Raw genomic sequence first — 23,940 nt, 5'->3', positions numbered from 1 at the left:
CGTGCGCGCTTACAGCACCTTGGCTTCGTTCTTCAGCTTCTCGACCAGCGTGGCTACATTCGGCACCTTCACGCCGGCGCTGCGGCCCGCCGGCTCGGTCACCTTCAGCGTCTTCAGACGCGGCTTGACGTCGACGCCGAGGTCTTCGGGCTTCAGCGTTTCGAGCGGCTTCTTCTTCGCCTTCATGATGTTGGGCAGCGTCACATAGCGCGGCTCGTTCAGGCGAAGATCCGTGGTCACTACCGCAGGCAGCTTAAGCGTCAGCGTTTCCGCACCGCCGTCGACTTCACGCGCGACCGTCGCCTTGCCGTCGGCGACCGTCACTTTCGAGGCGAACGTGGCCTGCGGCAGATCCGCGAGCGCGGCGAGCATCTGGCCGGTCTGGTTCGAGTCGTCGTCGATGGCCTGCTTGCCGAGGATGACGAGTTCGGGCTTTTCCCTGTCGACCAGCGCCTTGAGCAGTTTGGCCACGGCCAGTGGCTGCAGGTCTTCGCCGGACTCGATCAGGATCGCGCGATCCGCACCGATCGCCAGCGCCGTGCGCAGCGTCTCCTGGCACTGGGTCACGCCGGCCGACACCGCGATCACCTCAGTCGCGACACCGGCTTCTTTCAGACGCACCGCTTCTTCCACAGCGATTTCGTCGAACGGATTCATCGACATCTTCACGTTCGCAATGTCCACGCCCGTGTTGTCCGATTTCACGCGCACCTTCACGTTGTAATCGACCACTCGTTTGACTGGCACCAGAATTTTCATTCACACGCTCCAAAGTTACGAATACGTCAACCTGACGGACATTATAACGACAGCCCCCAGGCGCCCGGCCCGCATGCGGGTAAGGCCGCACCACGCGTGATCGGATTTCGCGGGGACTGCGTTCGCCGTCGAAGGCGACGTCAATAGCGAACGGTCGTACTATTCAAACCATTTAATCTCAAAAATACGCGGCGCGCCAGACATGCGTTCGACCCGCGCCTCTAATTCGCGGCGCGCGGCCGGCGCGTGCCTACTTGTGGCTCAGCCGCCGCACGAGCCAGTCGCCGAACGACTGCACAAGCTGCACGAAGACGATCAGGATCACGACGACCACGAGCATCACTTCGGGCAAAAAGCGCTGATACCCGTAGCGGATGCCGAGATCGCCCAGCCCGCCGCCGCCGATCGCGCCGGCCATCGCCGAATAGCCGACGAGCGAAATAAACGTGATCGTCAGCCCCGCGACCACGCCGGGCAGCGATTCCGGCAGCAGCACCTTGAAGACGATCTGGCTCGTCGTCGCGCCCATCGCCTGCGCCGCTTCGATCAGGCCGCGATCGACTTCACGCAGCGCCGTTTCGACAAGCCGCGCGATAAACGGCGCGGCGGCAATCGTCAGCGGCACGACGGCGGCTGCGGTACCGATCGACGAACCGACGACCAGCCGCGTGAAAGGAATGACCGCGACCAGCAGGATGATGAACGGCGTCGAGCGCACCGCGTTGATGATCACGCCGATCACGCGGTTGAACGGCAGATTCTGCAACACGCCGTCGCGATCGGTCAGATAGAGCAGCACGCCGAGCGGCAAACCGACGAGCGCGCCGACTACTCCGGAGATGCCGACCATCACGAGCGTCTCCCAGAACGACTGCACGAACATATCGATCATGTCACTCGACATACGCCATCTCCTCGACCACGACATGCTGTTCGCGCAGGAACGCGATCGCTTCGGCCACCTTCGCGGGCTGGCCGCCCGCGAGCACCGCGAGCGAACCGAATGCCTGGCCCTGGATCTCGTCGATCTGGCCATGCAGGATGTTGAAGTCCAGTTCGTAGCGGCGGATCGTCTCCGACAGGATCGGCTGATCGACGCCCGAGCCGCTGAACGCAAGCCGCAGCAGATGACCGCTGCCCTTCTGCAGCCGGTCAGCGACGCGCGCCTTCATCGCGGGCGGCAATTCCTGCGCGATCACGTCGCCGATCAGCGCGCGCGTCACCTCGTGATGCGGCTGCAGGAACACGTCGATAACCTTGCCCTGCTCGACGACGCGGCCCGCATCGAGCACGGCCACGCGGTCGCAGACCTGCTTGATGACGTCCATCTGGTGCGTGATCATCACGACCGTCAGGCCGAGTTCGCGATTGATGCGTTTGAGCAGATCGAGAATGGCGCGCGTGGTTTCGGGGTCGAGCGCGGAGGTCGCTTCGTCGGACAGCAGCACCTTCGGCTTGCTCGCAAGCGCGCGCGCAATGCCGACACGCTGCTTCTGCCCGCCGCTGATCTGCGACGGATAGCGGTCCTTCTGCGCGGAAAGACCCACGAGATCGAGCAGCGGCAGCACGGCCGCTTCGATCTCGGCGCGCTTCAGGCCCGCCAGCTCGAGCGGCAGCGCAACGTTGTCGAAGACCGTGCGCGACGACAGCAGGTTGAAGTGCTGGAAGATCATGCCGATCTCGCGGCGCGCTTCGCGCAGCTCGCCCGCGGACATCGTCGTCAGATCGCGGCCGCCGACCACGACATTGCCTTCGGTCGGCCTCGTGAGCAGATTGATGGTGCGCACCAGCGTGCTCTTGCCGGCGCCGCTGCGGCCGATGATGCCGAATACCTCGCCCGACGGTATCGACAGATTGACGTTATGCAGCGCGTCGATCGGGCCTCGTGGGCCGGCAAAGCGCTGCGAAATATTGCGAAGTTCGATCATGAAAAAAACGGCGGACTATTGCCGGCGAGCGTTTTGCGCGTCGCTACGGGCAATCTCCGCCGCTGCTTCTATTTCGGATTAGACGCGCGATTTTACCGCATGGGCGTCATGCTCTTTAATAATCGTTTTCGATTTTTTCATAACCGCAGGGAATTTGGCGCCCACCTTACCGTGGCGGCGCGGCGGGCTAGCGCGCGAGCTAGCGGCGCCAATCGGGCGGTCGCTTGTCGACAAAGGCCTGCACGCCTTCGAGCGCCGAGTCCATCATCATGTTGCAGGCCATCGTCTGGCCGGCGAGCTGGTACGCGGCCTCGACGCCCATTTCGAGCTGACGGTAGAAGAGCGACTTGCCGACGCTCACCGCATCGCGCGGCTTGGCGCAGATGCTTGCGGCGAGCGCGGCGATTTCGGCATCGAGCCCGTCAAGCGGCGCGACGCGATTGACGAGGCCCTGTTGCTTCGCGGCCAGCGCGTCGATGAACTCGCCGGTCAGCAGCATGTCGAGCGCGGCCTTCGGCGAGACGTTGCGCGACAGCGCCACCGACGGCGTCGCGCAGAACAGGCCGACGTTGACACCCGATGTCGCGAAGCGCGCCGTGTCGGCCGCCACGGCGAGGTCGCACATCGCGACCAGCTGACAGCCGGCCGCCGTTGCGATGCCGTGCACACGCGCGATCACGGGCTGCGGCAGGCGGCGGATCGCCAACATCGTCTTCGTGCAACGTGCGAAGAGCCGCTGATAGTAGTCGAGCGAAGGCGCCGCGCGCATCTCCTTCAGATCGTGGCCCGCGCAGAACGCGCGGCCCGCGCCGGCCAGCACCACGACGCGTGCGTCGGATTGTTCGAGCGCGGCGAGCCGCGCGTGCAGTTCGTCGAGCAGCGCTTCGGATAACGCGTTGAATACAGCGGGCCGGTTCAGCGTCAGACGCACGACGCCGGGCGTGCCGTATGCGTCGTGCTCGACCTCGACGAGTGAGCCGCGGTCGGGCTCGTTCTCGTGTTCCGGCTGACGTTCCAGATGAGCAAGCGAATGAGGCTGCGGCTGTGCACTCATGTGCGTCTCCTTGGGTCTGTTCCGATGGCGCGGGGGTCGGCGCTCTTATGTCTCTTCCGATGGCGCGCGGGTCGGTGCTCTTATATTGCGGATGTTTCCCGCAGCGGGGCGCGTGTGGACCTTACAGGCCGGCCAGCGCCTTCACATGCGCGACGACACTGCGGCCCAACGCCGACAGGTTATACCCGCCTTCGAGGCAACTGACGATACGCCCTTTCGCATACCGGTCCGCGATATGGCGAATCTGTTCGGTAAGCCACGTGTAGTCGGCTTCGACGAGCCCGAGGTTGCCGAGATCGTCTTCGCGGTGCGCATCGAACCCCGCGGAGATGAACAGCATCTGTGGCTTGAACTCATGCAGCCGCGGCAGCCACAGCAGATCGACGGCCTCGCGCACGACGTCGCCTTTCGAGCGTGCGGCGATCGGCACGTTGACCATATTCGCCGGCTGGTTCTCGGCGCCGCTGTACGGATAGAACGGATGCTGAAAGATGCTGCACATCAGCACACGCGGGTCGCCTGCGAAGGCCGCTTCGGTGCCGTTGCCGTGATGCACGTCGAAGTCGACGATCGCGACGCGCTCGAGCCCATGCACGTCGAGCGCATGACGGGCCGCGATCGCGACATTGTTAAAGAAGCAGAAGCCCATCGCGCGCGCCGGTTCCGCGTGGTGGCCCGGCGGCCGCACGCTGCAGAACGCGTTGTCGAAGCGGCCGGCGATGACCGCGTCGGTCGCGGCGACCGCTGCGCCCGCCGCGCGCAACGCAGCTTGCAGCGAATGCGGGTTCATCGAGGTGTCGGGGTCGATCACCGCGTAGCCTTCGTGAGGCGAAGCGTGGCGGATATGATCGACGTGCGCTTGCGTGTGAACGCGCAGCAAATCCGCTTCATCGGCAAGCGGCGGCGATTCGCGCTCGATCAAGGCGTCGATACGGCCTGCGATCAGCTGATCTTCGATTGCCTGCAGGCGCGCCGGACACTCGGGATGCCAGTGCCCCATCTCATGCCGCAGACAGTCCGCGTGGGAGTAGAAACCGGTTGCCATGGTGTAGACGTCAGTCGTCGCGGGAGGGTGTCGCCGGGGTTTGTCACCGCGGCTTGTTGCCCCGGCTTGTTACCGGGTTTGACACCGGGTTTGACACATTTGTCATCGTCAAGTTACCACAGCGCGCGAGCGGGCCGCCCGCGACCCGCTGCAGCCCGTGGCCATCAACCTGAAAAGCAGCGAAATCTCACGCATCGCCGCGCGCTGCAATGTTCCTGCATCATTTTGGCCCACCATCGTCGGGTATACTGCGCCGGATCGCTTTCGTACTCATTCGTGCCAATCCGCGTGCGTATTAGCGTGCAAAATCAGCGCGCAAATCGGCACGCTTCGTCACTCACCCGTCACATCCGCATCGCACACGTCGACCCCATGACCTTTCGCCCCGACTTGCCCGCCTTGCCCGCCTTCGCTCTGCCCGCACGATCACGGCTACGCACCACCGCCATAGCCGCCGCACTGTCCATCGTCGCATCGTGCATGTTCGCGGCAGCAGGCCCGGCGGCGGCGCAGACGACGGCGGCAAGCGCGAGCCCGAGCGTGCAGCAGAAGCAGCAGACGTCGCGGATCGTGGTCGCGCAAGCGCAGCCGCAACAGCCGGTGCAGCAAGGCCAGACGTTCGAGGAAGAGATCATCCCGCAGCGCTACGCGAACAACGCCGACGTCGATTCGTTTATCAACGACATGGTCGCGCGCTACGACTTCGACGCGAGCATGCTGCACGACCTCTTTGCGCGAGTCAGCTATTCGGCTACTGCGGTCAAGCTCGTCACGCCCGCGCCGACGCCGGCCGTCAAAAACTGGCGCGCGTATCAGGGGCGCTTTCTCGACACCGTCCGCATCAACGCGGGCGTGAAGTTCTGGCGCGCGAATCAGGCGACACTGCAGCGCGCATACGAGCAGTTCGGCGTGCCGCCGGAAATCGTCGTCGGGATTATCGGTGTCGAGACGATTTACGGCCGCTATATGGGCAACTTCCGCGTGCTCGACGCGCTGACGACGCTGACGTTCGACTACCCGAACACGCCGAATCGCGCCGAACGCGAAGTGACTTTCCGCAAGAATCTCGCGGACTTCCTCGTCTGGACGCGCGACTCGCAGATCGAGCCGAATTCGGTGCTCGGCTCGTACACGGGCGCGATCGGCATTCCGCAGTTCCTGCCCAGCAGCATCATTCAATATGCGGTCGACTACGACGGCGACGGCACAATCGATCTGCGCACCAGCGCGGCCGATGCGATCGGCAGCGTCGCGAACTATCTGAAGCAGAACGGTTGGGAGACCGGGCGGCCCGTCGTATGGAATATCGGATCGGACGCCGGCAGTCTCGGCATTGCGCAGGCTGCGGCAAACGGGCAGCCTGAGCCGCACTGGTCGCTCGAGCAGCTGCTGCGCGCCGGCATGCTGATGAACGAGCCGTCGTTCAATCCCGCGTCCGAAGCGGGAACGCCGGTGACGGTCGTCGATCTGCCGTCGCCGGGCCGGCCGACCGAGTATGTGCTCGGGCTCAAGAACTTCTACGTGCTGACGCGCTATAACCGCAGCTTCTTCTATGCGCTGGCGGTTTATCAGCTGGGTCAGCGGGTCAAGGCGCAGGTGGCCGCAACGGGTGGGATCAATGCCGGTGGTGCGAATGGCACGAACGGTGTGAATGGAGCGGCGGGCGCGAATGGTGTGAATGGCACGAATGGCACCGGCACCGATAGCACGAACGGGGTGAATGGTGGCGGTGCGGCGGCGCCTGCGATGCAATAAGTTGTCGCGCAGCGGGTGTTCGGTAGCGCAGTGCAATCGGGCTCGTTCGCTGACGCCGAATACACAGAACAGAAAGCAACAAAAGGCGCCGGGCGGCGGATTCGCCGCCCGGCGCCTTTTGCTTATCGACTAGCCTGCCCGTCCGCTAGCGAGGAGGCCAACGCCTCACTACCGCCTCAATCAAGCCGGAAACACACCCGTCGACAGATAACGATCGCCGCGATCGCAGACGATAAACACGATCGTTGCATTCTCGACCTGCCGCGCAATCCGCAACGCGACTTCGCACGCGCCGCCCGACGAGATGCCGCAAAAGATGCCTTCGACCGATGCGAGCCGGCGTGCCATCGTTTCCGATGCAGCCTGACTCACATTCTCGACGCGATCGACGCGGCTGCGATCGAAAATCTTCGGCAGATACGCTTCCGGCCATTTGCGAATACCCGGAATACGCGAACCCTCTTCCGGCTGCGCGCCGATTATTTCGATCTGCGAGTTTTGTTCTTTCAGATACTGCGACGTGCCCATGATCGTGCCCGTCGTGCCCATGGCGGACACGAAGTGCGTGATGCGCCCTTCGGTATCGCGCCAGATTTCAGGACCTGTCGTTTCGTAGTGCGCAAGCGGATTGTCGGGGTTACCGAACTGATCGAGGATGATGCCCTTGCCTTCGCGCTGCATCTGTTCCGCAAGGTCGCGCGCATATTCCATGCCGCCCGTTACCGGTGTCAACAGTATTTCCGCGCCGTACGCGCTCATGCTCTGGCGGCGTTCGAGCGACAGGTCTTCGGGCATGATCAGCAGCATCTTGTAGCCGCGCACCGCGGCGGCCATCGCAAGCGCAATGCCGGTATTGCCGCTTGTGGCTTCGATCAGTGTGTCGCCGGGTTTGATACGGCCGCGCTGTTCGGCTTTCTTGATCATTGAGAGCGCCGGCCGGTCCTTCACCGAGCCCGCCGGATTATTGCCTTCGAGCTTGCCGAGCACGACGTTGTTGCGGCCGCGGATTTCGTCGTCGACGACTCGCACGAGTTGTACGAGCGGCGTGTTGCCGATCGTGTCTTCAATCGTTTTGTAAGTCATATCGGTTGCGTACGGATCGTGCGCGTCTGTTCCTGAATGGATCGATTCTAAACCACGCTGCTTTTGCCTGCCGCCTGGCCATGCTGTGCATGTGGAGACCCGGCGCGGCAGAGATCGCCGCTTAACGACGCAAAAAGCCCGCGGCGGATGCGTTGCAACGCGAGGGTAACCCTAGGGCAACCCCGGGCATTGCAACCCAGGACATTGCATTCACGCCGCGGGAGCCAGTCATCTGAAATGACGGCTGAAGGAGCCGACGATGTCTCTCCAACCAGAAAAGCACGTGTGATCAAGCTTTGCGGGTACGCGTGCGGCGCTGCCGCACGCGTACCCGGCGGATGGCTACTTCTTCACGACGACAGCCGTGTCGGTCTTGCCGGCAGGCGGGGCCTTCGTGTTTGCAGCAGCCGCATTCTGCGCGCCAGAAGCAGCGACAGCCGGTGCGCTAGCGCCGACCGCGAGTCCCTCCGCCTGGAGACGCTCGACGGTGTGGCCGCCCATGCCCTTGACGCGCTTCGCGAGATCGGGGCCGTCCTTGAACGGCCCGTGCGCTTCGCGCTCGTCGAGAATCGACTTGGCTTTCGCCGGACCGATGCCTTTGATGGTGCGCAGCGCGTCCTCATTGGCCGTATTGACGTCGACGACCGCATACGCCTGCTGACCGAATGCGGCGAGCATCGCCGCGGTAACCAGAATTTTTCTAAGCATGAAAACCTCCCTGAAACAAAGACTCAACTGACGCGACTGATTCAACAGTCTTCAACAGCGGCCGGTGAAGATCGCCAACCGCTGGCGCTAGTTTAGGGAGGTCTGCGAAAGATTTACACCTGGCCGAATAGCCAGCGCACGTAACGATCGACGCCTTCCTGCACGGTCAGAAACGGCGCGTCGTAGCCGGCCGCGCGCAGCTTCGTCAAGTCTGCCTGCGTGAAGCACTGATATTTGCCGCGCAACGCGTCGGGGAACGGCACGTACTCAATCAGCCCGCGCTGCACCTGCTCGGCAAGCGACAACGCCGGTTCGTGCTTCAGCACGCGCAGCGTGTTGACGACCGTCGACGCGATATCGTTGAACGGCTGCGCACGGCCGGTGCCGAGATTGAAAATGCCCGACTTCTCCGGGTGATCGAAGAAGAACAGGTTGACCTTGGCAACGTCTTCGACCGAAACGAAGTCGCGCGTCTGCTGGCCGGCCGCATAACCGTTGTATTCGCCGAAGAGCTTGACCTTGCCTTCCGCGCGAAACTGGTTGAAGTTGTGGAACGCGACCGAGGCCATGCGTTCCTTGTGCGACTCGCGCGGCCCGTACACGTTGAAGTAGCGAAAGCCCGCGATCTGCGTCTTTGCCGTCGGCAACACGCGGCGAATCACCTGATCGAACAGGAACTTCGAGTAGCCGTACACGTTGAGCGGCCGCTCGAACTCGCGGTCTTCGACAAACCGGTCCGACCCGCCGTATGTCGCCGCCGACGATGCATAGAGGAACTGAACGCCTTGCGCGAGGCACGCGTCGAGCACGGCGCGGCTGTAGCGGAAGTTGTTGTCCATCATGTAGCGGCCGTTGTGCTCCATCGTGTCGGAGCACGCGCCTTCGTGGAACACCGCGCGCACCTTGCCGAAATCGCCGCGCGCGAAGCGTTCGATGAATTCGGTCTTGTCGAGATAGTCGTCGATCTCGCAGTCGACGAGATTCTTAAATTTGTCTGCACGCGTCAGGTTATCGACGGCGATGATCCGGTGTTCGCCGCGCTCGTTAAGCGCCTTGACGATATTGCTGCCGATAAAGCCGGCCGCGCCGGTGACGATGAGAGTCATGGTCGTCCCTGCCTGATGGGAGTGGATGAGAGCACATGTGATGAGCCGCCTGCGCCGATGATGCCGCTTGCGCTGATCGCGTACCGGCACGCGCCGCGGCGGCAAGCAATCACGTTCGATGCGGCATCAGGCGACGCGGTGGTAGCTGCAAGCCGCGACGGCAAGATGCGCAAAGCAGCGGCGGCGCGGCACATCAGTGCGGGTGAAAGAGTTCGTCGTAGTCGACGGTTGCGGTGCCGAGCTTGCCGACCACGATGCCCGCTGCGCGATTCGCGAGCGACACGGCTTCGGCGAGCGGCAAACCCGCACCGAGCATCACCGCGAGCGTCGCGATCACGGTATCGCCCGCGCCCGACACATCATACACTTCGCGTGCCACGGCCGAGGCGTGCAGCACGCCGTCGTTCGAGAACAGCGTCATGCCCTCTTCGGAACGCGTAAGCAGCAGCGCAGCAATGTCGAGCTCGGTGCGCAGCCTCGTAACGCGCGCCAGCAGGTCCGCTTCCGACTTCCAGCTACCGACCACCTCGCGCAGTTCCGCGCGGTTCGGCGTGATCAGCGTCGCGCCGCGATAGCGTTCCCACTCGTCGCCCTTCGGGTCGACGAGCACGGACTTGCCCGCCGCGCGCGCTTTTTCCATCATCTTCGTCACGTGCGTCAAGCCGCCTTTCGCGTAGTCCGACATCAGGATCACGTCGTGGGCAGGCAGCAGCGAATCGAAGCGCGCGAGGCCCGCAAGCAGCGCTTCGTGCGCGGGCAGGTTCTCGAAGTCGACGCGCAGCAACTGCTGCTGGCGCGACAGCACGCGCAATTTGATGGTGGTCGGCAAGGCGGGATCGCGCTCGAGATGCGGATCGACGCCGCTGTCGCCGAGCAGTTGCACGATGCGCTCGCCAGGCTCGTCGTGTCCGACCACGCACAGGAGGCCCGCCTTCGCGCCGAGCGCCGCCACGTTGCGCGCGACGTTCGCCGCGCCGCCGAGGCGATCTTCCTGACGCTGCACATGCACGACCGGCACCGGCGCTTCAGGCGAGATGCGGTTCACATCGCCGAACCAGTAGCGGTCGAGCATCACATCGCCAACGATGAGCACACGCGCATGCGCGAGCCGCTCGCGCGGCACGATGCCGGCCTCGGGCACCGGCGTCGCCGTCTCGAGGATCGAATCAGGCACGGCCGCCGCCGTCGGTTGTAAATTCGGTTGCTGCGACATAGGGACGTCCAATCGAGTGGTAGTCGATGCCAAGTTCGGTCATCGCCGCCGGTTCGTACAGGTTGCGGCCGTCGAAGATCAACGGCGATTTCAAAGCCGATTTCAGATGCGCGAAATCCGGGCTCTTGAACTCCTTCCACTCGGTCACGACGATCAGCGCATCCGCGCCGGTCAGCGCTTCGTCCTGGGTGCCGACGAATTGCAGGCGCGCCTGCAATTCGGGCGTGTCGTGCAGGTCGATCGCGAACACGCGGCGCGCTTCGTCGATCGCGACCGGATCGTACGCGCGCACCGTCGCGCCGCGTCCGAGCAGCGCCGCGATCAGGCGGCGGCTCGGCGCTTCGCGCATATCGTCGGTGTTCGGCTTGAACGCGAGACCCCAGACCGCGAACGTGCGGCCCGAGAGATCGTCGCCGAGCGACTGCGTGATCTTGCGCACGAGCACTTCCTTCTGCTCGTGGTTCACTTCCTCGACCGCTTCGAGAATGCGCAGATTGTGGCCCGACTCGCTGCCGGTGCGGACCAGCGCCTGCACGTCTTTCGGGAAGCACGAGCCGCCGTAGCCGACCCCCGCATACAGGAAGTGGTAGCCGATGCGCGGATCCGAGCCGATGCCGCGCCGCACCGCGTCGATGTCGGCGCCGACGCGTTCGGCGAGATTCGCCATCTCGTTCATGAACGAGATGCGCGTGGCGAGCATCGCGTTGGCCGCGTATTTCGTGAATTCGGCCGAGCGCACGTCCATGTACATCGTGCGTTCGTGGTTGCGGTTGAACGGCGCGTAAAGGCGCTTCATCAGCTCGCGCGCCTTTTCACCGGGCACGTCGTCGTCGCTGCCGATCACGATGCGGTCGGGGCGCATAAAGTCTTCGACGGCCGCGCCTTCCTTCAGGAATTCCGGGTTTGAAACGATCGAGAACGCATGCTGCAGGCCGCCGCCGAGACCGCGCGCGGCCAGCTGCTCGCCGACCACTTCGCGTACGCGCGCCGCGGTGCCGACCGGTACCGTCGATTTGTCGACGATCACCTTGAAGCCGGTCATATAGCGGCCGATGTTACGCGCCGCTTCGAGCACGTATTGCAGATCCGCCGAGCCGTCCTCGTCGGGCGGCGTGCCGACCGCGATGAACTGGATGTCGCCATGCCGCACGCTCGCTTCGACATCGGTCGAAAACGTGATGCGCCCGGCCGCGCGCGTGCGCGCGATGATCTCCTGCAAACCCGGTTCGTGGATCGGCACGCCACCGCTGTTCAGGATGTCGATCTTGCGCGGATCGACGTCGAGGCAGAACACGTCGTTGCCGATTTCCGCCAGACACGCGCCTGTGACGAGGCCGACGTAACCCGTGCCGATGATGGTGACTTTCATACGCTTTCCGAGTCCGGTAGTAGGGTCCGGTGACGGCGCCCGGCTATGCGCCGGGTGCTGGTTCCCGCGTGGTTAGTTGTGTTGTTCTTGTGGTTCTTCTCAGCGCTCAGCTCGATGCCGTAATCGGCTCGACGCGGCGCGGCGCGTACGTCTCCCAGCCGCTGCAGCCCGGACACTGCCAGTAGAAAAGCCGTGCCCGGAAGCCGCAATTCTGGCACGTATACCGTGGCAGATTTTTGGTGCGCTGGCGGATCAGCGTGCGCATCAGCTCGAGTTCGCTGCGGCGCGGCTCTTCGGCCTTCGCCTGCTGCGCTTCGAGCAACCGCGTCATGCCGGCGAGGTTCGGCGATTTCTGCATCTGCGTGCGCGCCAGCGTATGCGCGGCATCGAGTCCGCGCAACGCCGCGACGTACTGGTAGCCGACGTCGAGCAGATCGTTCGACGGGTAATCGTCGACCCACTGCGTCAGCACATCGGCGCCCTCTTCCTGGCGGCCCAGCGCTTCGTAACCCTTCATTACCTTCTCCGCGACGAGCGGCAGGTACGCGGAATTCTGCTCCTCGACCCGCCGCCATTCCCCGATCGCCTTCTCGTGCGCGCCGGCCGCCGCGGCGACGTCGCCGAACAGGATCGTCGCGCGCACGTTCTGCGGATTCGCGCGCAACGCGAGGTCGAGCTGGCGTTTCGCTTCGTCGGGCTTTTTCTGCTGCAGCGCTTCCTGCGCGAGTTCGCAGTGGAATTGCGCAATCTCCTTGCCCAGCGGTTCGGCGCCCATCGTTTCAAGCCGCTCCGCGGTTTCGATCGACTTGAGCCAGTCCTTTTCGATCTCGTAGATCGTGAGCAGTGCGCGCTGTGCGCCGAGCGCACGATCGCCGGTCTCGAGCATCCGGAAGGTTTCCTCGGCACGGTCGAGCAAGCCCGCCTTCAGGAAGTCCTGGCCGAGTTCGTACAACGCATGATCGCGTTCGGCGACCGGCAGATCGGAACGGTTCAGCAGATTCTGATGCACGCGAATCGCTCGGTCCGTCTCGCCGCGGCGCCGGAACAGGTTGCCGAGCGCGAAATGCAGTTCGATCGTCTCCGGATCGAGCTTGACGACTTCGATAAACGCATCGATCGCCTGGTCCGGCTGTTCGTTCAGCAGAAAGTTCAGGCCGCGGAAATACGAACGCGGCAGGTTCGCGCTTTCGGACAACAGCGCCTTGAGGTCATAACGCGCGGCCACCCAGCCGAACGCGAATGCGACAGGAATGACGAGCAGCCACCAGAAGTCCAGATCCATGCGATATGAGCGGAAATGCGCAAAATGCGTAAGTTGCGCCTGGGTTCAGGCGCAACGCGGGAATGCTTAAATCAGCGGCGGCAGCGGCGGCTCTTCGACGACGACCGGCGCTTCACGCGCGACGCGCAGCTCGCGCTTGAGTCGGCCGTTTTCGAGCCGCAACCGGAACACGCCCGGCAACGCCGAGACCAGCCCTGCCACCAGGCCGACACCAAAGAAGGCCAGCCCGATCAGAATCAACGGCGCTTGCCATGCATAACCGGCGAGGAAATTCAGCGTGGCAGGCTGCGTGTTGGACAGTGCGAGCACCAGCAGCAGCACGAACACCAGCACGCGGATCAACCAGACGATAAATTTCATTTATGTATCTCTTGACGGCGGTTGCGGGAAGGACGCCGGCTTGATGACGCATCGCGCCACGGTGTTTGCCCGCGCCGAAGTGCCCCGTATTGTAATTGAAGCCCCTGCCTATGCGCGCAAGCTTGCACGGACGGGGAAATCGGGATGTCAGTCTTGCTGTCGCCGCGGCGGGGGCCGAGCGAAGCCGCACGCGAAGAACGCGCGAAAAGCTCATCAATACAGGGATAAATCGCGCGGGCGAAAAAAAAGCGCCGTAGGGCGCTTTCTGGTCTTTGCCTGTTGGCCGTGCCAAGGCAACTTACTGATCGTCGTCCGACACGTCAGCCGCGCCGGCCTTCAACGGTTCGCCGGCACGCCGGTCGACCCGTTCCCGCAATTCCTTGCCGGGCTTGAAGTGCGGTACGTACTTCTCGGGTACCAGCACTTTTTCGCCCGACTTCGGATTGCGCCCGACTCGCGACGGACGGCGATTGAGGCCGAAGCTGCCGAAGCCGCGAATTTCGATGCGATGGCCGTTGGCCAAGGCCTCCGACATCGCATCGAGCATCGTCTTCACCGCGAAATCCGCATCTTTTAGAACAAGTTGCGGAAATCGCGTGGCCAGTTGGGCGACCAATTCCGATTTGGTCATTCTGCAGCAGACCTCTTAAGGCTTACTGGTTCTGGCCGTCGAGCTTGGCCTTCAGGAGCGCGCCGAGGTTCGTCGTACCGCTTGCCGCCGCGCTGTTCTCAGCCTGCAGGCCGCGCATCGCTTCCTGCTGTTCGGCCGAATCCTTCGCCTTGATCGACAGGTTGATGCCACGCGACTTGCGATCGATGTTGATGATCATCGCGTTGACCTTGTCGCCTTCCTTCAGCACGTTGCGCGCATCTTCGACGCGGTCTTGTGCGATTTCCGAAGCACGCAGGTAGCCTTCGACTTCCGCGCTGAGCGTGACAACCGCGCCCTTCGCGTCGACCGTCTTCACCACGCCGTCGACGGTCGAACCCTTGTCGTTCATCGCAACGAAGTTGCTGAACGGGTCGCCTTCGAGCTGCTTGATGCCGAGCGAAATGCGTTCCTTCTCGACGTCGATGCCGAGCACGACCGCTTCCACTTCGTCGCCCTTCTTGTACTTGCGAACCGCTTCTTCGCCGCTTTCGCTCCACGACAGATCCGACAGGTGAACCAGACCGTCGATGCCGCCAGGCAGACCGATAAAGACGCCGAAGTCGGTGATCGACTTGATGGCGCCCTGGATCTTGTCGCCCTTCTTGAAGTTACGGCTGAAGTCGTCCCACGGATTCGGCTTGCACTGCTTCATGCCGAGGCTGATACGGCGGCGGTCTTCGTCGATCTCGAGGACCATGACTTCGACTTCGTCGCCCAGCTGCACAACCTTCGACGGTGCAACGTTCTTGTTGGTCCAGTCCATTTCCGACACGTGGACGAGGCCTTCGATGCCCGATTCCACTTCGACGAACGCGCCGTAGTCGGTGATGTTCGTGACCTTGCCGAACAGACGCGTGCCCGACGGGTAACGGCGCGAAATGCCTTCCCACGGATCGTCGCCCAGTTGCTTGATACCGAGCGAAACGCGGTTCTTTTCCTGGTCGAACTTGAGGATCTTCGCGGTGACTTCCTGGCCAACCGACAGCACTTCGCTCGGGTGACGCACGCGACGCCATGCGATGTCGGTGATGTGCAGCAGGCCGTCGATACCGCCGAGGTCCACGAACGCGCCGTAATCGGTGATGTTCTTGACCACGCCTTCGACGATCGCGCCTTCCTTCAGTGTTTCGAGCAGCTTCGCGCGCTCTTCGCCTTGCGTCGCTTCGATAACGGCACGGCGCGACAGCACGACGTTGTTACGCTTGCGATCGAGCTTGATGACGCGGAATTCGAGCGTCTTGCCTTCGTACGGCGTCGTGTCCTTGACCGGACGCGTGTCGACGAGCGAACCCGGCAGGAACGCGCGGATGCCGTTGACCATCACGGTCATGCCGCCCTTGACCTTGCCCGTGATCGTGCCGGTCACGAGTTCGTTGTTGTCGAGCGCTTTTTCCAGCGACAGCCACGATGCGAGACGCTTGGCCTTGTCGCGCGACAGGATCGTGTCGCCATAGCCGTTTTCGAGCGCGTCGATCGCGACGGAAACGAAGTCGCCCGCCTGCACTTCTACCTCGCCCGCGTCATTCAGGAACTCTTCGAGCGGGATGTAGGCTTCGGACTTGAGACCAGCGTTGACGACCACGAAGTTGTGGTCGACACGCACGACTTCGGCGGAGATCACTTCGCCGGCGCGCATGTCCTGCTTGGTCAGCGACTCTTCGAACAGAGCCGCAAAAGATTCGGTATTCGGGGTAGAGGTTTGCAGGTCGGACATAAAAATCTGAATTGGTATGGCTTTTTCGGCGCCCGGCCGGTCTTGCTAGCGAGATCCGGCAAATAACTGGCAACTGCGGCAAAACCGAAGGCCACACGGGGTTAAGGGGTTAACACACGTTCCGCCGTGCGAGCGGAACACCAACTGCTTGGTACAGGTTACTGCGGGTTGCTGCCGGTCCATTTTTGAGCCCTGACCTAGGCTTTGACATCCGATTGATACCACTGCACCACCTGATCGACAGCTTCGTCGATCGACAGCGTGGAGGTATCGAGGAGCTTGGCATCCGCTGCAGGCTTGAGCGGCGCGGCGGTACGCTTGCTGTCGCGCTCGTCGCGTTCGCGCAAATCCCGAAGCAAGTCATCCATATTAGCAGAAAAACCTTTTTGGATCAATTGCTTATGCCGGCGCGCAGCGCGCGCCTCGACGCTTGCCGTCAGAAACACTTTCAGACCCGCATCGGGGAAGATCACGGTGCCCATATCGCGGCCGTCCGCGACCAGCCCGGGCACCTTGCGAAACGCGCGCTGCCGCGCGACCAGCGCGGCTCGCACGGGCGCGTGAATCGCGATCGCCGAGGCGCGATTGCCGATTTCTTCGGCTCGAATCTCGGTCGAGACGTCGACGCCGTCGAGCTGCGCAATGCCTTCGCGGAACGTGATGTGGAGATCGTCGATCAGTTTTGCAAGCGAATCGGCGTCGTCCGGCGCGATGGTGTAACGGATGCTCGCGAGCGCGGCGAGTCGATACAGCGCGCCGCTATCGAGCAGGTGGAAGCCGAGCTGGGCGGCAACCAGGGCGGCCACGGTGCCTTTTCCGGAGGCAGTCGGGCCGTCGATCGTAATGACGGGCGTCTGGTGAAAGGGACGGGTCGGTTTCATCTAATGTAATAGTAGTCGCGCGTCAGTTCGTGTGGGACCACGATGCCCCGGCAAAATTATCGCGAAGTTATGGCTGGGCGAGCGCGGTAAAGCGCTCAAAATAATCGGGAAAAGTCTTCGCGACGCACTTTGGGTCGTTGATCCGCACCGGCACGCCGCCGAGGCTCACGAGCGAAAAGCACATCGCCATGCGGTGATCGTCATAGGTATCGATGGCGGCGTTGGGGGTCAGTTTCGTGGGGGGCACGACGACGAGGTAATCGTCGCCTTCCGTGATCGCCGCGCCGACCTTGCGCAATTCGGTCGCCATCGCGGCAAGCCGGTCGGTTTCCTTGACGCGCCAGCTGGCGATATTGCGCAACGTCGTCGCGCCGTCGGCGAAGAGCGCCGCGACTGCGATGGTCATCGCGGCATCCGGAATCAGGTTGAAGTCCATGTCGATCGGCTCGAGCTTGCCGTCGTCGCGGCCGACGCCGCGCACTTCGATCCAGTCCTCGCCCATCAGCACGTTCGCGCCCATGCGGTTCAGCGCTTCGGCGAAACCGATGTCTCCCTGGATGCTCGCGCGCCCGACGCCTTCCACGCGCAATGGCCCGCCGCCGAGCACGCCGGCGGCCAGAAAATACGACGCCGACGACGCATCGCCTTCGACCATGATCGTGCCCGGCGACTGGTAGCGCCCGCCCGCCGGCACCGTGAAACGATGCCAGCCGTCGCGCTGAACCTCGATGCCGAAGCGCGCCATCAGCTTCATCGTGATCTCGATATACGGCTTCGAGATCAGTTCGCCGTCGATTTCCACCACGGTCACACCGCTTTCGGTGCGCACGAGCGGCAAGGCCATAAGCAGCGCCGTCAGGAATTGGCTCGACACGTCGCCGCGCACGCGAATCGGCGCGTCGACGGCAATCTGCGCCGGGCGGATACGCAGCGGCGGATACCCTTCGTTCTCCTCGTATTCGATCTTCGCGCCGATTTGCCGCAAGCCGTCGACGAGGTCGCCTATCGGCCGCTCATGCATGCGCGGCACGCCGTGCACGCGGTAATCGCCGCCGTTCACCGCAAGCGCGGCCGTCAGCGGACGAACCGCGGTGCCCGCGTTGCCCAGAAAGAGGTCCGCGTTTCTCGCGGTGAACGCGCCGCGCGTGCCGGTCACGACGCACACGTCGCCGTCGCGCTTCAACTTCACGCCGAGCTTTTCGAGCGCGGCGATCATCACGCGCGTGTCGTCCGAGTCGAGCAGATTCGTGATCGTCGTATCGCCCTCGGCCAGCGCCGCGAGCAGCAGCACGCGATTCGAAATGCTCTTCGAGCCGGGCAAACGGATCGTGCCGGACGCACGGGAAAACGGTCCGAGATCGAGGTGTTCCATGATGGGTGGTCCCAGTTTTCTGTTATTTCGACGCTGATTCAGCGCCCGCTTCGACAGCTCATTCCGACTACTCGCTTCGACGGCTGGCTGGCTGCTTGTTGCGCCGCCTATTTCGATGATTCGCCGCCGTTCGCGGCCGCCGGCTGTGCCGCGCGGTGCTGCCAGTCCGCGCGCGCCGCGCGCGAGCGCGCGAACACCGTTTCGAGCGACGCGCCGTCGCCGGCTTCGATCGCCGCGCGCAATGCGGCCAGAACCGCAGTGTAGCTGTCGATTTCCTCTAGCAACGCATCGCGGTTCGCCACGCAGATGTCGCGCCACATTTCCGGGCTCGACGCGGCGATGCGCGTGAAATCGCGAAAGCCGCCCGACGCAAACGCGAAGCGCAGCGCGGCGTCTCGCGATTGCAGGATCTGCTCGACGTACGCGAACGCGAGCACGTGCGGCAGGTGGCTCACCGACGCCAGCACGCGATCGTGCTGCGGCGGCGCCATTTCATGCACGGTCGCGCCCGTCGCGCGCCACATATCGGCAATGCGTTCGACCGACGCCTTTGCGTTTTCCGGCAGCGGACACAGCACTACGTTACGGTCGACATAAAGATCGGGCAAGGCCGCTTCGACGCCGCTCGCTTCGCGGCCCGCGATCGGATGCCCAGGCACGAACTGCGCGATGCGCGCACCGAGCGCCACGCGCGCCGCCGCGACGACATCTGCTTTCGTGCTGCCCGCATCGGTGACGATCGTCCTCGCGTCGAGGAAGGGCGCGATGCGCTCAAGCAGCGGCTGCGTCTGCGCGACCGGCGCGGCAAGCAGCACCACATCGGCGCCGGCAAGCGCATCGGCGAGCGCGCGGTCGTCGTCGAGCGCGGCAGCGCCGTCGATCACGCCGAGCTCGAGCGCGCGTGCGCTCGACGCTGTGGTGCGGCCTACGCCGATCACCTTGCGCGCACCGCCGCCTGCGTTACTGCCCGCGTTGCCGACCGCTTTACCGCCTGATTCACCGCCCGCCGCGCCGCGCTCGCGTAGCGCACGCGCCAGCGATCCGCCGATCAGGCCGACGCCAAAAATTACCAGTTTGTCAAAAGAGAACGCAGCCACTTGAGGTCAGATAAAAAGCGCGCCGTCGATGTCGAGATAGATGTCCGGGACAGCCGGCGCGCGGATCGGAGTCAATCGCTCAGACGGAAGCAAGCGTCTTTTCGAGCGCCGCGAGAAATGCTTCGTTTTCTTCCGGAAGGCCGACCGTCACGCGCAGCCATTGCGGCAAACCGTAGCTCCCGACCGGACGCACGATCACGCCCTGCTTCAGCAGTTCCAGATTGACGCGATCGCCGGCGCTGTCGTCCTTGCCGACCCGCACGAGCACGAAATTGCCATGCGACGGCACGTACTCGAGGCCGAGCTTGTCGAAAGCCTCGGTGAGGCGCCGGTAACCCTGTGCGTTGAGCGCCGCGCTCTTTTCGAGGAACGGCTTGTCGTTGAGCGCCGCGACAGCGGCGGCCTGCGCAAGCGTATTCACGTTGAAAGGCTGGCGCAGGCGATTTAGCAGATCGGTCAGCTCAGGCTGCGCGATCGCAAAACCGACACGCAAGCCCGCGAGGCCGAATGCCTTCGAGAACGTGCGCGATACGAGCAGGTTCGGATAACGGCGCACCCATCCGATCGAGTCATAACGGTTCTCCGCCGACAGGTATTCCGTGTAAGCCTCGTCGAGCACGACCACCACATGGCGCGGCACCTTGTCGAGGAACGCCTCGAGCGTCGGACCGTCGACGAAGGTGCCAGTCGGGTTGTTCGGGTTCGCGACGAACACGAGGCGCGTATCGTCGGCAATCGCCGCGAGCATCGCATCCAGATCGTGGCCGTATTTGACGGCCGGCACGACGATCGCGCGCGCGCCAAGGCCTTGCGTCGCCAGCGCATAGACCGCGAACGAGTACTGCGAGTACACGACCGACTGGCTCTTCTCGACGAATGCATGCGCGGCGAGTTCGAGAATGTCGTTGCTGCCGTTGCCGAGCGTGACCCATTCGGCCGGCACGCCGTAATACGCAGACAGCGCTTCTTTCAATTCGAACGCATTCGAATCGGGGTAACGGCCGAGTTCGCTCGCCGCCTGCGCCATCGCGCGCTGCGCTGACTCCGGCATGCCGAGCGGATTTTCATTCGACGCGAGCTTGACGATACGGGCTTCGTCGAGACCGAACTGACGCGCGACTTCCGAAATCGGCTTGCCGGCGACGTAAGGTGCAATCGCGCGCACGTAAGAAGGGCCGTAGGTCGTAGTCATGTGGTATCTCCGGGTCGACGAGTCGACTATCTGTATGAAGGGGGAGGCGCAGCGTGGGCGCCTTCCCGATGTTGCTGATCTGCCGGCGCCCGTATTGGTGATCCGAGCCTGGCAGATACGTCAGCGCGCGAATCGGCGTTTGCCTCGCCTTGCCGCTTTCGCGCGCTCGAACGATGAGTCGTGAGCCGTCTAGCGTGCGCGCGGATACGAGCCCAGAATCTTCAGGAACGCCGCTTTCTGATCGAGCTCGATAAGCGCCGCCGAAACCGACGGATCGTCGCGATGGCCTTCGAGATCGATATAGAAGTAGTACTCCCACGTGCCGACGCGCGCCGGGCGCGACTCGAATCGCGTCATCGACACGCCGTGGCGCGCGAGCGGCTCGAGCAGCTTGAACATCGCGCCCGGCTCGTTCGCCACCGACACGATCAGCGACGTCTTGTCGTAGCCGCTCGGCCCAGTCGGCTGCTTGCCGATCATCACGAAGCGCGTGCGGTTGTGCGGGTCGTCCTGGATCAGCGAGTACGCGATCTGCAGGCCGTATTGCGTCGCCGCGCGGTCGCCGGCGATCGCCGCGACCGTCGGGTCCGCCGCCGCAAGCCGCGCGCCTTCCGCGTTGCTCGACACGGACTGGCGCTCGAGATGCGGAGCATGCGTGGCCAGCCAGCGCTGACATTGCGCGAGCGCCTGCGGATGCGCACACACGCGCTTGATGCCGGTCAGATCGCCGCTTTGCGTCATCAGGTTGTGATGGATCGGCAGCGCGAGTTCGCCGCCGATCAGCAGCTGCGTTTCGAGCAGCAGATCGAGCGTGCGCGACACCGCCCCTTCGGTCGAATTCTCGATCGGCACGGCGCCGAATTCCGCGGCGCCCGCTTCAACGGAGCGGAACACCTCGTCGATCGACGGACACGCGAGCCCTTCGATCGACTGACCGAAGTACTCGTGCATCGCCTGCTCGCTGTACGTGCCGACCGGCCCGAGAAACGCGACCTGAATGTTCTTTTCGAGCGCGCGGCTCGCGGCCATGATCTCGCGCCAGATGGCACTGATATGCTCGCCGCCGAGCGGTCCGTCGCTCATCTCCTGCAACCGCGCGATGACCTGCTGCTCGCGTTCCGGGCGGAACACTGGTGCGTTGAAATGCTTTTTGACCTCGCCCACTTCGAGCGCGACCGCGGCGCGCTGATTGAGCAGCGCGATCAACTGCGCGTCGAGCGCATCGATGCGCTCGCGCAGCGGTTTGAGTCGTGAGTTAAGTTCGTCGTCCATGCTAGTGACTTGCCACGGCTGTATCGTCCCATGCGTGCGCGAAAACCGGAGTTTCGGTCACGCGCCCTTCCGTTCAAACTCTTTCATGTACTCGACCAGCGCCTTGACGCCTTCGAGCGGCACCGCGTTGTAGATTGACGCCCGCATGCCGCCGACGGACTTGTGGCCCTTCAGCTGCACCAGCCCGCGCGCTTTAGCGCCGGCCAGGAATGCTTCGTTGCGCGATTCGTCGGCGAGGAAGAACGGTACGTTCATCCGCGACCGCGCGCCACGTTCGACCTTGTTCAGATAGAAGCTGCTGGTGTCGATCGTGTCGTACAGCAACTTCGCTTTTTCGACATTGCGCGCTTCGATCGCGGGCAAGCCGCCGAGCTTCTTCAACCACTTGAACACGAGCCCGGCGATATAGATCGCGTAGGTGGGCGGCGTGTTGTACATCGAATTGTTGAGCGCGACCGTCTTCCATTCGAACGCCGACGGACAGATCGGCATCGCGCGATCGAGCAGATCCTCGCGGACGATCACGACCGTCACGCCCGCGATGCCGATATTCTTCTGCGCGCCGCCGAACAGCACGCCGTACTTCGCGACGTCCATCGGGCGCGACAGGATATGCGACGACGCATCGGCGACGAGCGGAATATCGCCGAGATCGGGAATGTCGAACGTCTCGACACCGTGGATCGTTTCGTTCGTGCACAGATGCACGTAAGCGGGATCGTCGGACAACTGCCATTCGGCGCGCGCCGGCGCACGCGTGAAGCCGTCCGCTGTCTGGCCGCTCGCCGCAATGTGCGCGCTGCCGTACTTGCTCGCTTCCTTCTGCGACTTTTGCGACCACGAACCGGTGATCACAAAATCGGCGCGCGGCTTCGTGCCGAACAGGTTCATCGGCACGATCGCGTTTTCGCCAATACCACCACCCTGCAGCAACAGGATCTGATGGCTCGACGGAATCGCGAGCAACTCGTGCAGATCGGCAAGCGCCTCGTCGTGGATCGCCATGAACTCTTTGCCGCGATGGCTCATTTCCATCACGCTCATGCCGCTGCCGTGCCAGTCGAGCATTTCGTCGGCCGCTTGACGCAGCACTTCTTCGGGCAAGGCGGCAGGGCCGGCGGAGAAATTGAAGACGCGCATCGTGAGAGTTCCGGAAGCAGGCGCGCGGAGCATAAAAGACCGGATTCGCGCCCAAAAAGAGAATGGCCGTCTGCGCGCTCGCGCAAACGGCCATTATCGCATCGACGCCGGGAACCCGCCATTCCGGCGGCGGCGTCAGCTGAGCCTATGAGCCCAATAAGCTCGCCTGGGCTTACTTGGCGCCCGGCTTGGCCGAGGAAACCGATGCGACTTCCTTGTCCGCCTGATCGCGCGTTGCCTTGATCGATTGCGGCATGTACTTCTGCATCAGACCGTTCACGACGTCGCGGCCCACCTGGTCTTGCACCTGGATGAACTTGCGGCCCGTCGGGCTCTTGTAGAACGCGGTCAGGTCGTTGATTTCAGCCGTCGTGTAGTACTTCGCGTACGCGTCGTACTGCGCCTGCATCGCGTCCTGGCGGAACGAGTCCGTCGCGAACACCTGGCCTGCGGAGTCGACAAGCTTCGGCACAGCATTCTTCTGCAGCGTCGGCACCGATGCCTGCTTCTGCTTGTCCGTCATCGTCTTGTTTTCAGACAGCGCGTCCGACAGGATGGCCGGCACGAGCTGCTTCGCCTGCATCTGCGCGCTGTTGCCGATCGCACCGACGAGCTTTTGCGCGTCGATTGCGTCAAGCAGGTTCTTGATCGCGGCCTGCTTGGCCGGATCGATCGGCGCGGCTGCCGGCGCTGCGGGAGCGGCTGCGCCCGGTGCCGGCTGCTGATTCTGCAGCGCCTGCGCCATCGCGAAGGTCGGCACGAAAGCGGCCAGCATCATCCACAGTTTGAATCGTTTTTGCATCACTACTCCCTGAAAGAAATGGGTTACATGCCCGCCGCGCGGATCGCGCATCGGCCCATCCGATGCGCGGGCTCACGCCCGTGCGGTTCATACTCGTTACGAGGAAAGCATCCGTGCAGGCCAGACCGGGGGGTCGACTCGCAGCTCGGCCGGTAG

At 63.5% G+C, this 23,940-nt stretch carries 22 protein-coding genes; 1 reads left to right on the top strand and 21 read right to left on the bottom strand.

Translation table 11 applies throughout. The features are described 5' to 3' along the window. Positions 1 to 9: 9 nt before the first annotated feature. The 5 genes from KZJ38_RS06530 to KZJ38_RS06510 all read right to left on the bottom strand — a co-directional run bounded on the left by KZJ38_RS06530 (position 10) and on the right by KZJ38_RS06510 (position 4,786). A complete protein-coding gene (locus tag KZJ38_RS06530; protein WP_219799309.1) occupies positions 10 to 759 on the bottom strand; it encodes an electron transfer flavoprotein subunit beta/FixA family protein in 750 nt (249 codons plus the stop codon). 250 nt (positions 760 to 1,009) lie between these two features. After that, positions 1,010 to 1,663: a methionine ABC transporter permease gene (locus KZJ38_RS06525; protein WP_219799308.1), complete on the bottom strand. Its 654-nt coding sequence runs from the start codon at positions 1,661 to 1,663 to the stop codon at positions 1,010 to 1,012. Next, positions 1,653 to 2,687: a methionine ABC transporter ATP-binding protein gene (locus KZJ38_RS06520; protein ID WP_219799307.1), complete on the bottom strand. Its 1,035-nt coding sequence runs from the start codon at positions 2,685 to 2,687 to the stop codon at positions 1,653 to 1,655. Before KZJ38_RS06520 ends, KZJ38_RS06525 begins: the two co-directional genes overlap by 11 nt. Before the next feature lie 199 nt (positions 2,688 to 2,886). Further along, complete coding sequence (locus KZJ38_RS06515; protein WP_219799306.1) at positions 2,887 to 3,741, bottom strand: enoyl-CoA hydratase; 855 nt, start codon at positions 3,739 to 3,741, stop codon at positions 2,887 to 2,889. 121 nt (positions 3,742 to 3,862) lie between these two features. After that, on the bottom strand, positions 3,863 to 4,786 hold the full coding sequence (locus tag KZJ38_RS06510) for a histone deacetylase family protein (RefSeq protein ID WP_219799305.1): 924 nt from the start codon (positions 4,784 to 4,786) through the stop codon (positions 3,863 to 3,865). Between the two features lie 480 nt (positions 4,787 to 5,266). Here KZJ38_RS06510 and mltB point away from each other — a divergent pair, with 480 nt between their 5' ends. After that, positions 5,267 to 6,541 (top strand): lytic murein transglycosylase B, encoded by a 1,275-nt coding sequence (gene mltB, locus KZJ38_RS06505; RefSeq protein ID WP_219800147.1) that lies wholly within the window; start codon positions 5,267 to 5,269, stop codon positions 6,539 to 6,541. Between the two features lie 180 nt (positions 6,542 to 6,721). On the opposite strand, the gene cysM is transcribed toward mltB, so the two are convergent. The 16 genes from cysM to KZJ38_RS06425 form a co-directional block, all read right to left on the bottom strand. Beyond that, on the bottom strand, positions 6,722 to 7,624 hold the full coding sequence (cysM, locus tag KZJ38_RS06500) for a cysteine synthase CysM (RefSeq protein ID WP_219799304.1): 903 nt from the start codon (positions 7,622 to 7,624) through the stop codon (positions 6,722 to 6,724). A 342-nt stretch (positions 7,625 to 7,966) separates the two neighbouring features. Beyond that, positions 7,967 to 8,332, bottom strand: coding sequence for a ComEA family DNA-binding protein (locus KZJ38_RS06495; RefSeq protein WP_219799303.1), 366 nt, complete (start codon positions 8,330 to 8,332; stop codon positions 7,967 to 7,969). 113 nt (positions 8,333 to 8,445) lie between these two features. Further along, entirely contained in the window at positions 8,446 to 9,438 is a 993-nt protein-coding gene (rfaD, locus tag KZJ38_RS06490) for an ADP-glyceromanno-heptose 6-epimerase (protein ID WP_219799302.1), read from the bottom strand. Between the two features lie 193 nt (positions 9,439 to 9,631). Further along, the gene (rfaE1, locus tag KZJ38_RS06485) at positions 9,632 to 10,651 is read right to left on the bottom strand and encodes a D-glycero-beta-D-manno-heptose-7-phosphate kinase (RefSeq protein WP_219799301.1); all 1,020 of its coding nucleotides are present in this window, start codon (positions 10,649 to 10,651) and stop codon (positions 9,632 to 9,634) included. After that, positions 10,605 to 12,020 carry a UDP-glucose dehydrogenase family protein gene (locus KZJ38_RS06480; protein WP_219799300.1) on the bottom strand — a complete coding sequence of 472 codons (1,416 nt, stop codon included), beginning with the start codon at positions 12,018 to 12,020 and terminating at the stop codon, positions 10,605 to 10,607. Before KZJ38_RS06480 ends, rfaE1 begins: the two co-directional genes overlap by 47 nt. 106 nt (positions 12,021 to 12,126) lie before the next feature. Then, a complete protein-coding gene (gene lapB / locus KZJ38_RS06475; protein ID WP_219799299.1) occupies positions 12,127 to 13,302 on the bottom strand; it encodes a lipopolysaccharide assembly protein LapB in 1,176 nt (391 codons plus the stop codon). A gap of 66 nt (positions 13,303 to 13,368) precedes the next feature. Then, the gene (locus KZJ38_RS06470) at positions 13,369 to 13,662 is read right to left on the bottom strand and encodes a LapA family protein (protein WP_075157809.1); all 294 of its coding nucleotides are present in this window, start codon (positions 13,660 to 13,662) and stop codon (positions 13,369 to 13,371) included. A 298-nt stretch (positions 13,663 to 13,960) separates the two neighbouring features. Continuing rightward, positions 13,961 to 14,293 (bottom strand): integration host factor subunit beta, encoded by a 333-nt coding sequence (locus KZJ38_RS06465; RefSeq protein WP_075157810.1) that lies wholly within the window; start codon positions 14,291 to 14,293, stop codon positions 13,961 to 13,963. 22 nt (positions 14,294 to 14,315) lie between these two features. Next, positions 14,316 to 16,046 carry a 30S ribosomal protein S1 gene (gene rpsA / locus KZJ38_RS06460; protein WP_219800146.1) on the bottom strand — a complete coding sequence of 577 codons (1,731 nt, stop codon included), beginning with the start codon at positions 16,044 to 16,046 and terminating at the stop codon, positions 14,316 to 14,318. A gap of 179 nt (positions 16,047 to 16,225) precedes the next feature. After that, complete coding sequence (gene cmk, locus KZJ38_RS06455; protein ID WP_219799298.1) at positions 16,226 to 16,909, bottom strand: (d)CMP kinase; 684 nt, start codon at positions 16,907 to 16,909, stop codon at positions 16,226 to 16,228. A 67-nt stretch (positions 16,910 to 16,976) separates the two neighbouring features. Beyond that, complete coding sequence (gene aroA, locus KZJ38_RS06450) at positions 16,977 to 18,281, bottom strand: 3-phosphoshikimate 1-carboxyvinyltransferase (protein ID WP_219799297.1); 1,305 nt, start codon at positions 18,279 to 18,281, stop codon at positions 16,977 to 16,979. Between the two features lie 107 nt (positions 18,282 to 18,388). After that, positions 18,389 to 19,378 (bottom strand): prephenate dehydrogenase, encoded by a 990-nt coding sequence (locus KZJ38_RS06445; RefSeq protein ID WP_219799296.1) that lies wholly within the window; start codon positions 19,376 to 19,378, stop codon positions 18,389 to 18,391. Positions 19,379 to 19,457: 79 nt separating this feature from the next. After that, positions 19,458 to 20,570: a histidinol-phosphate transaminase gene (gene hisC / locus KZJ38_RS06440; protein ID WP_219799295.1), complete on the bottom strand. Its 1,113-nt coding sequence runs from the start codon at positions 20,568 to 20,570 to the stop codon at positions 19,458 to 19,460. Between the two features lie 189 nt (positions 20,571 to 20,759). After that, positions 20,760 to 21,842, bottom strand: a complete 1,083-nt coding sequence (pheA, locus tag KZJ38_RS06435) for a prephenate dehydratase (protein ID WP_219799294.1) — start codon at positions 21,840 to 21,842, stop codon at positions 20,760 to 20,762. A gap of 57 nt (positions 21,843 to 21,899) precedes the next feature. Next, a complete protein-coding gene (serC, locus tag KZJ38_RS06430; RefSeq protein ID WP_219799293.1) occupies positions 21,900 to 22,982 on the bottom strand; it encodes a 3-phosphoserine/phosphohydroxythreonine transaminase in 1,083 nt (360 codons plus the stop codon). Positions 22,983 to 23,154: 172 nt separating this feature from the next. Next, the gene (locus KZJ38_RS06425; RefSeq protein ID WP_219799292.1) at positions 23,155 to 23,784 is read right to left on the bottom strand and encodes a DUF2059 domain-containing protein; all 630 of its coding nucleotides are present in this window, start codon (positions 23,782 to 23,784) and stop codon (positions 23,155 to 23,157) included. Positions 23,785 to 23,940 lie beyond the last annotated feature (156 nt).

The organism is Paraburkholderia edwinii, assembly GCF_019428685.1.
Taxonomy (GTDB): Bacteria; Pseudomonadota; Gammaproteobacteria; order Burkholderiales; family Burkholderiaceae; genus Paraburkholderia; species Paraburkholderia edwinii.
This window is presented reverse-complemented; position numbering and strand designations above follow the sequence as displayed.

What these genes read in the sequence shown, in the direction of transcription:
- KZJ38_RS06530 (WP_219799309.1), bottom strand. Translation starts at nt 759, where the DNA reads ATGAAAATTCTGGTGCCAGTCAAACGAGTGGTCGATTACAACGTGAAG.
- serC (WP_219799293.1), bottom strand. Translation starts at nt 22,982, where the DNA reads ATGCGCGTCTTCAATTTCTCCGCCGGCCCTGCCGCCTTGCCCGAAGAA.
- KZJ38_RS06510 (WP_219799305.1), bottom strand. Translation starts at nt 4,786, where the DNA reads ATGGCAACCGGTTTCTACTCCCACGCGGACTGTCTGCGGCATGAGATG.
- cysM (WP_219799304.1), bottom strand. Translation starts at nt 7,624, where the DNA reads ATGACTTACAAAACGATTGAAGACACGATCGGCAACACGCCGCTCGTA.
- KZJ38_RS06495 (WP_219799303.1), bottom strand. Translation starts at nt 8,332, where the DNA reads ATGCTTAGAAAAATTCTGGTTACCGCGGCGATGCTCGCCGCATTCGGT.
- aroA (WP_219799297.1), bottom strand. Translation starts at nt 18,281, where the DNA reads ATGGAACACCTCGATCTCGGACCGTTTTCCCGTGCGTCCGGCACGATC.
- mltB (WP_219800147.1), top strand. Translation starts at nt 5,267, where the DNA reads ATGTTCGCGGCAGCAGGCCCGGCGGCGGCGCAGACGACGGCGGCAAGC.
- KZJ38_RS06515 (WP_219799306.1), bottom strand. Translation starts at nt 3,741, where the DNA reads ATGAGTGCACAGCCGCAGCCTCATTCGCTTGCTCATCTGGAACGTCAG.
- hisC (WP_219799295.1), bottom strand. Translation starts at nt 20,570, where the DNA reads ATGACTACGACCTACGGCCCTTCTTACGTGCGCGCGATTGCACCTTAC.
- rfaE1 (WP_219799301.1), bottom strand. Translation starts at nt 10,651, where the DNA reads ATGTCGCAGCAACCGAATTTACAACCGACGGCGGCGGCCGTGCCTGAT.
- rfaD (WP_219799302.1), bottom strand. Translation starts at nt 9,438, where the DNA reads ATGACTCTCATCGTCACCGGCGCGGCCGGCTTTATCGGCAGCAATATC.
- lapB (WP_219799299.1), bottom strand. Translation starts at nt 13,302, where the DNA reads ATGGATCTGGACTTCTGGTGGCTGCTCGTCATTCCTGTCGCATTCGCG.
- KZJ38_RS06520 (WP_219799307.1), bottom strand. Translation starts at nt 2,687, where the DNA reads ATGATCGAACTTCGCAATATTTCGCAGCGCTTTGCCGGCCCACGAGGC.
- KZJ38_RS06465 (WP_075157810.1), bottom strand. Translation starts at nt 14,293, where the DNA reads ATGACCAAATCGGAATTGGTCGCCCAACTGGCCACGCGATTTCCGCAA.
- cmk (WP_219799298.1), bottom strand. Translation starts at nt 16,909, where the DNA reads ATGAAACCGACCCGTCCCTTTCACCAGACGCCCGTCATTACGATCGAC.
- KZJ38_RS06480 (WP_219799300.1), bottom strand. Translation starts at nt 12,020, where the DNA reads ATGAAAGTCACCATCATCGGCACGGGTTACGTCGGCCTCGTCACAGGC.
- KZJ38_RS06470 (WP_075157809.1), bottom strand. Translation starts at nt 13,662, where the DNA reads ATGAAATTTATCGTCTGGTTGATCCGCGTGCTGGTGTTCGTGCTGCTG.
- KZJ38_RS06525 (WP_219799308.1), bottom strand. Translation starts at nt 1,663, where the DNA reads ATGTCGAGTGACATGATCGATATGTTCGTGCAGTCGTTCTGGGAGACG.
- pheA (WP_219799294.1), bottom strand. Translation starts at nt 21,842, where the DNA reads ATGGACGACGAACTTAACTCACGACTCAAACCGCTGCGCGAGCGCATC.
- KZJ38_RS06425 (WP_219799292.1), bottom strand. Translation starts at nt 23,784, where the DNA reads ATGCAAAAACGATTCAAACTGTGGATGATGCTGGCCGCTTTCGTGCCG.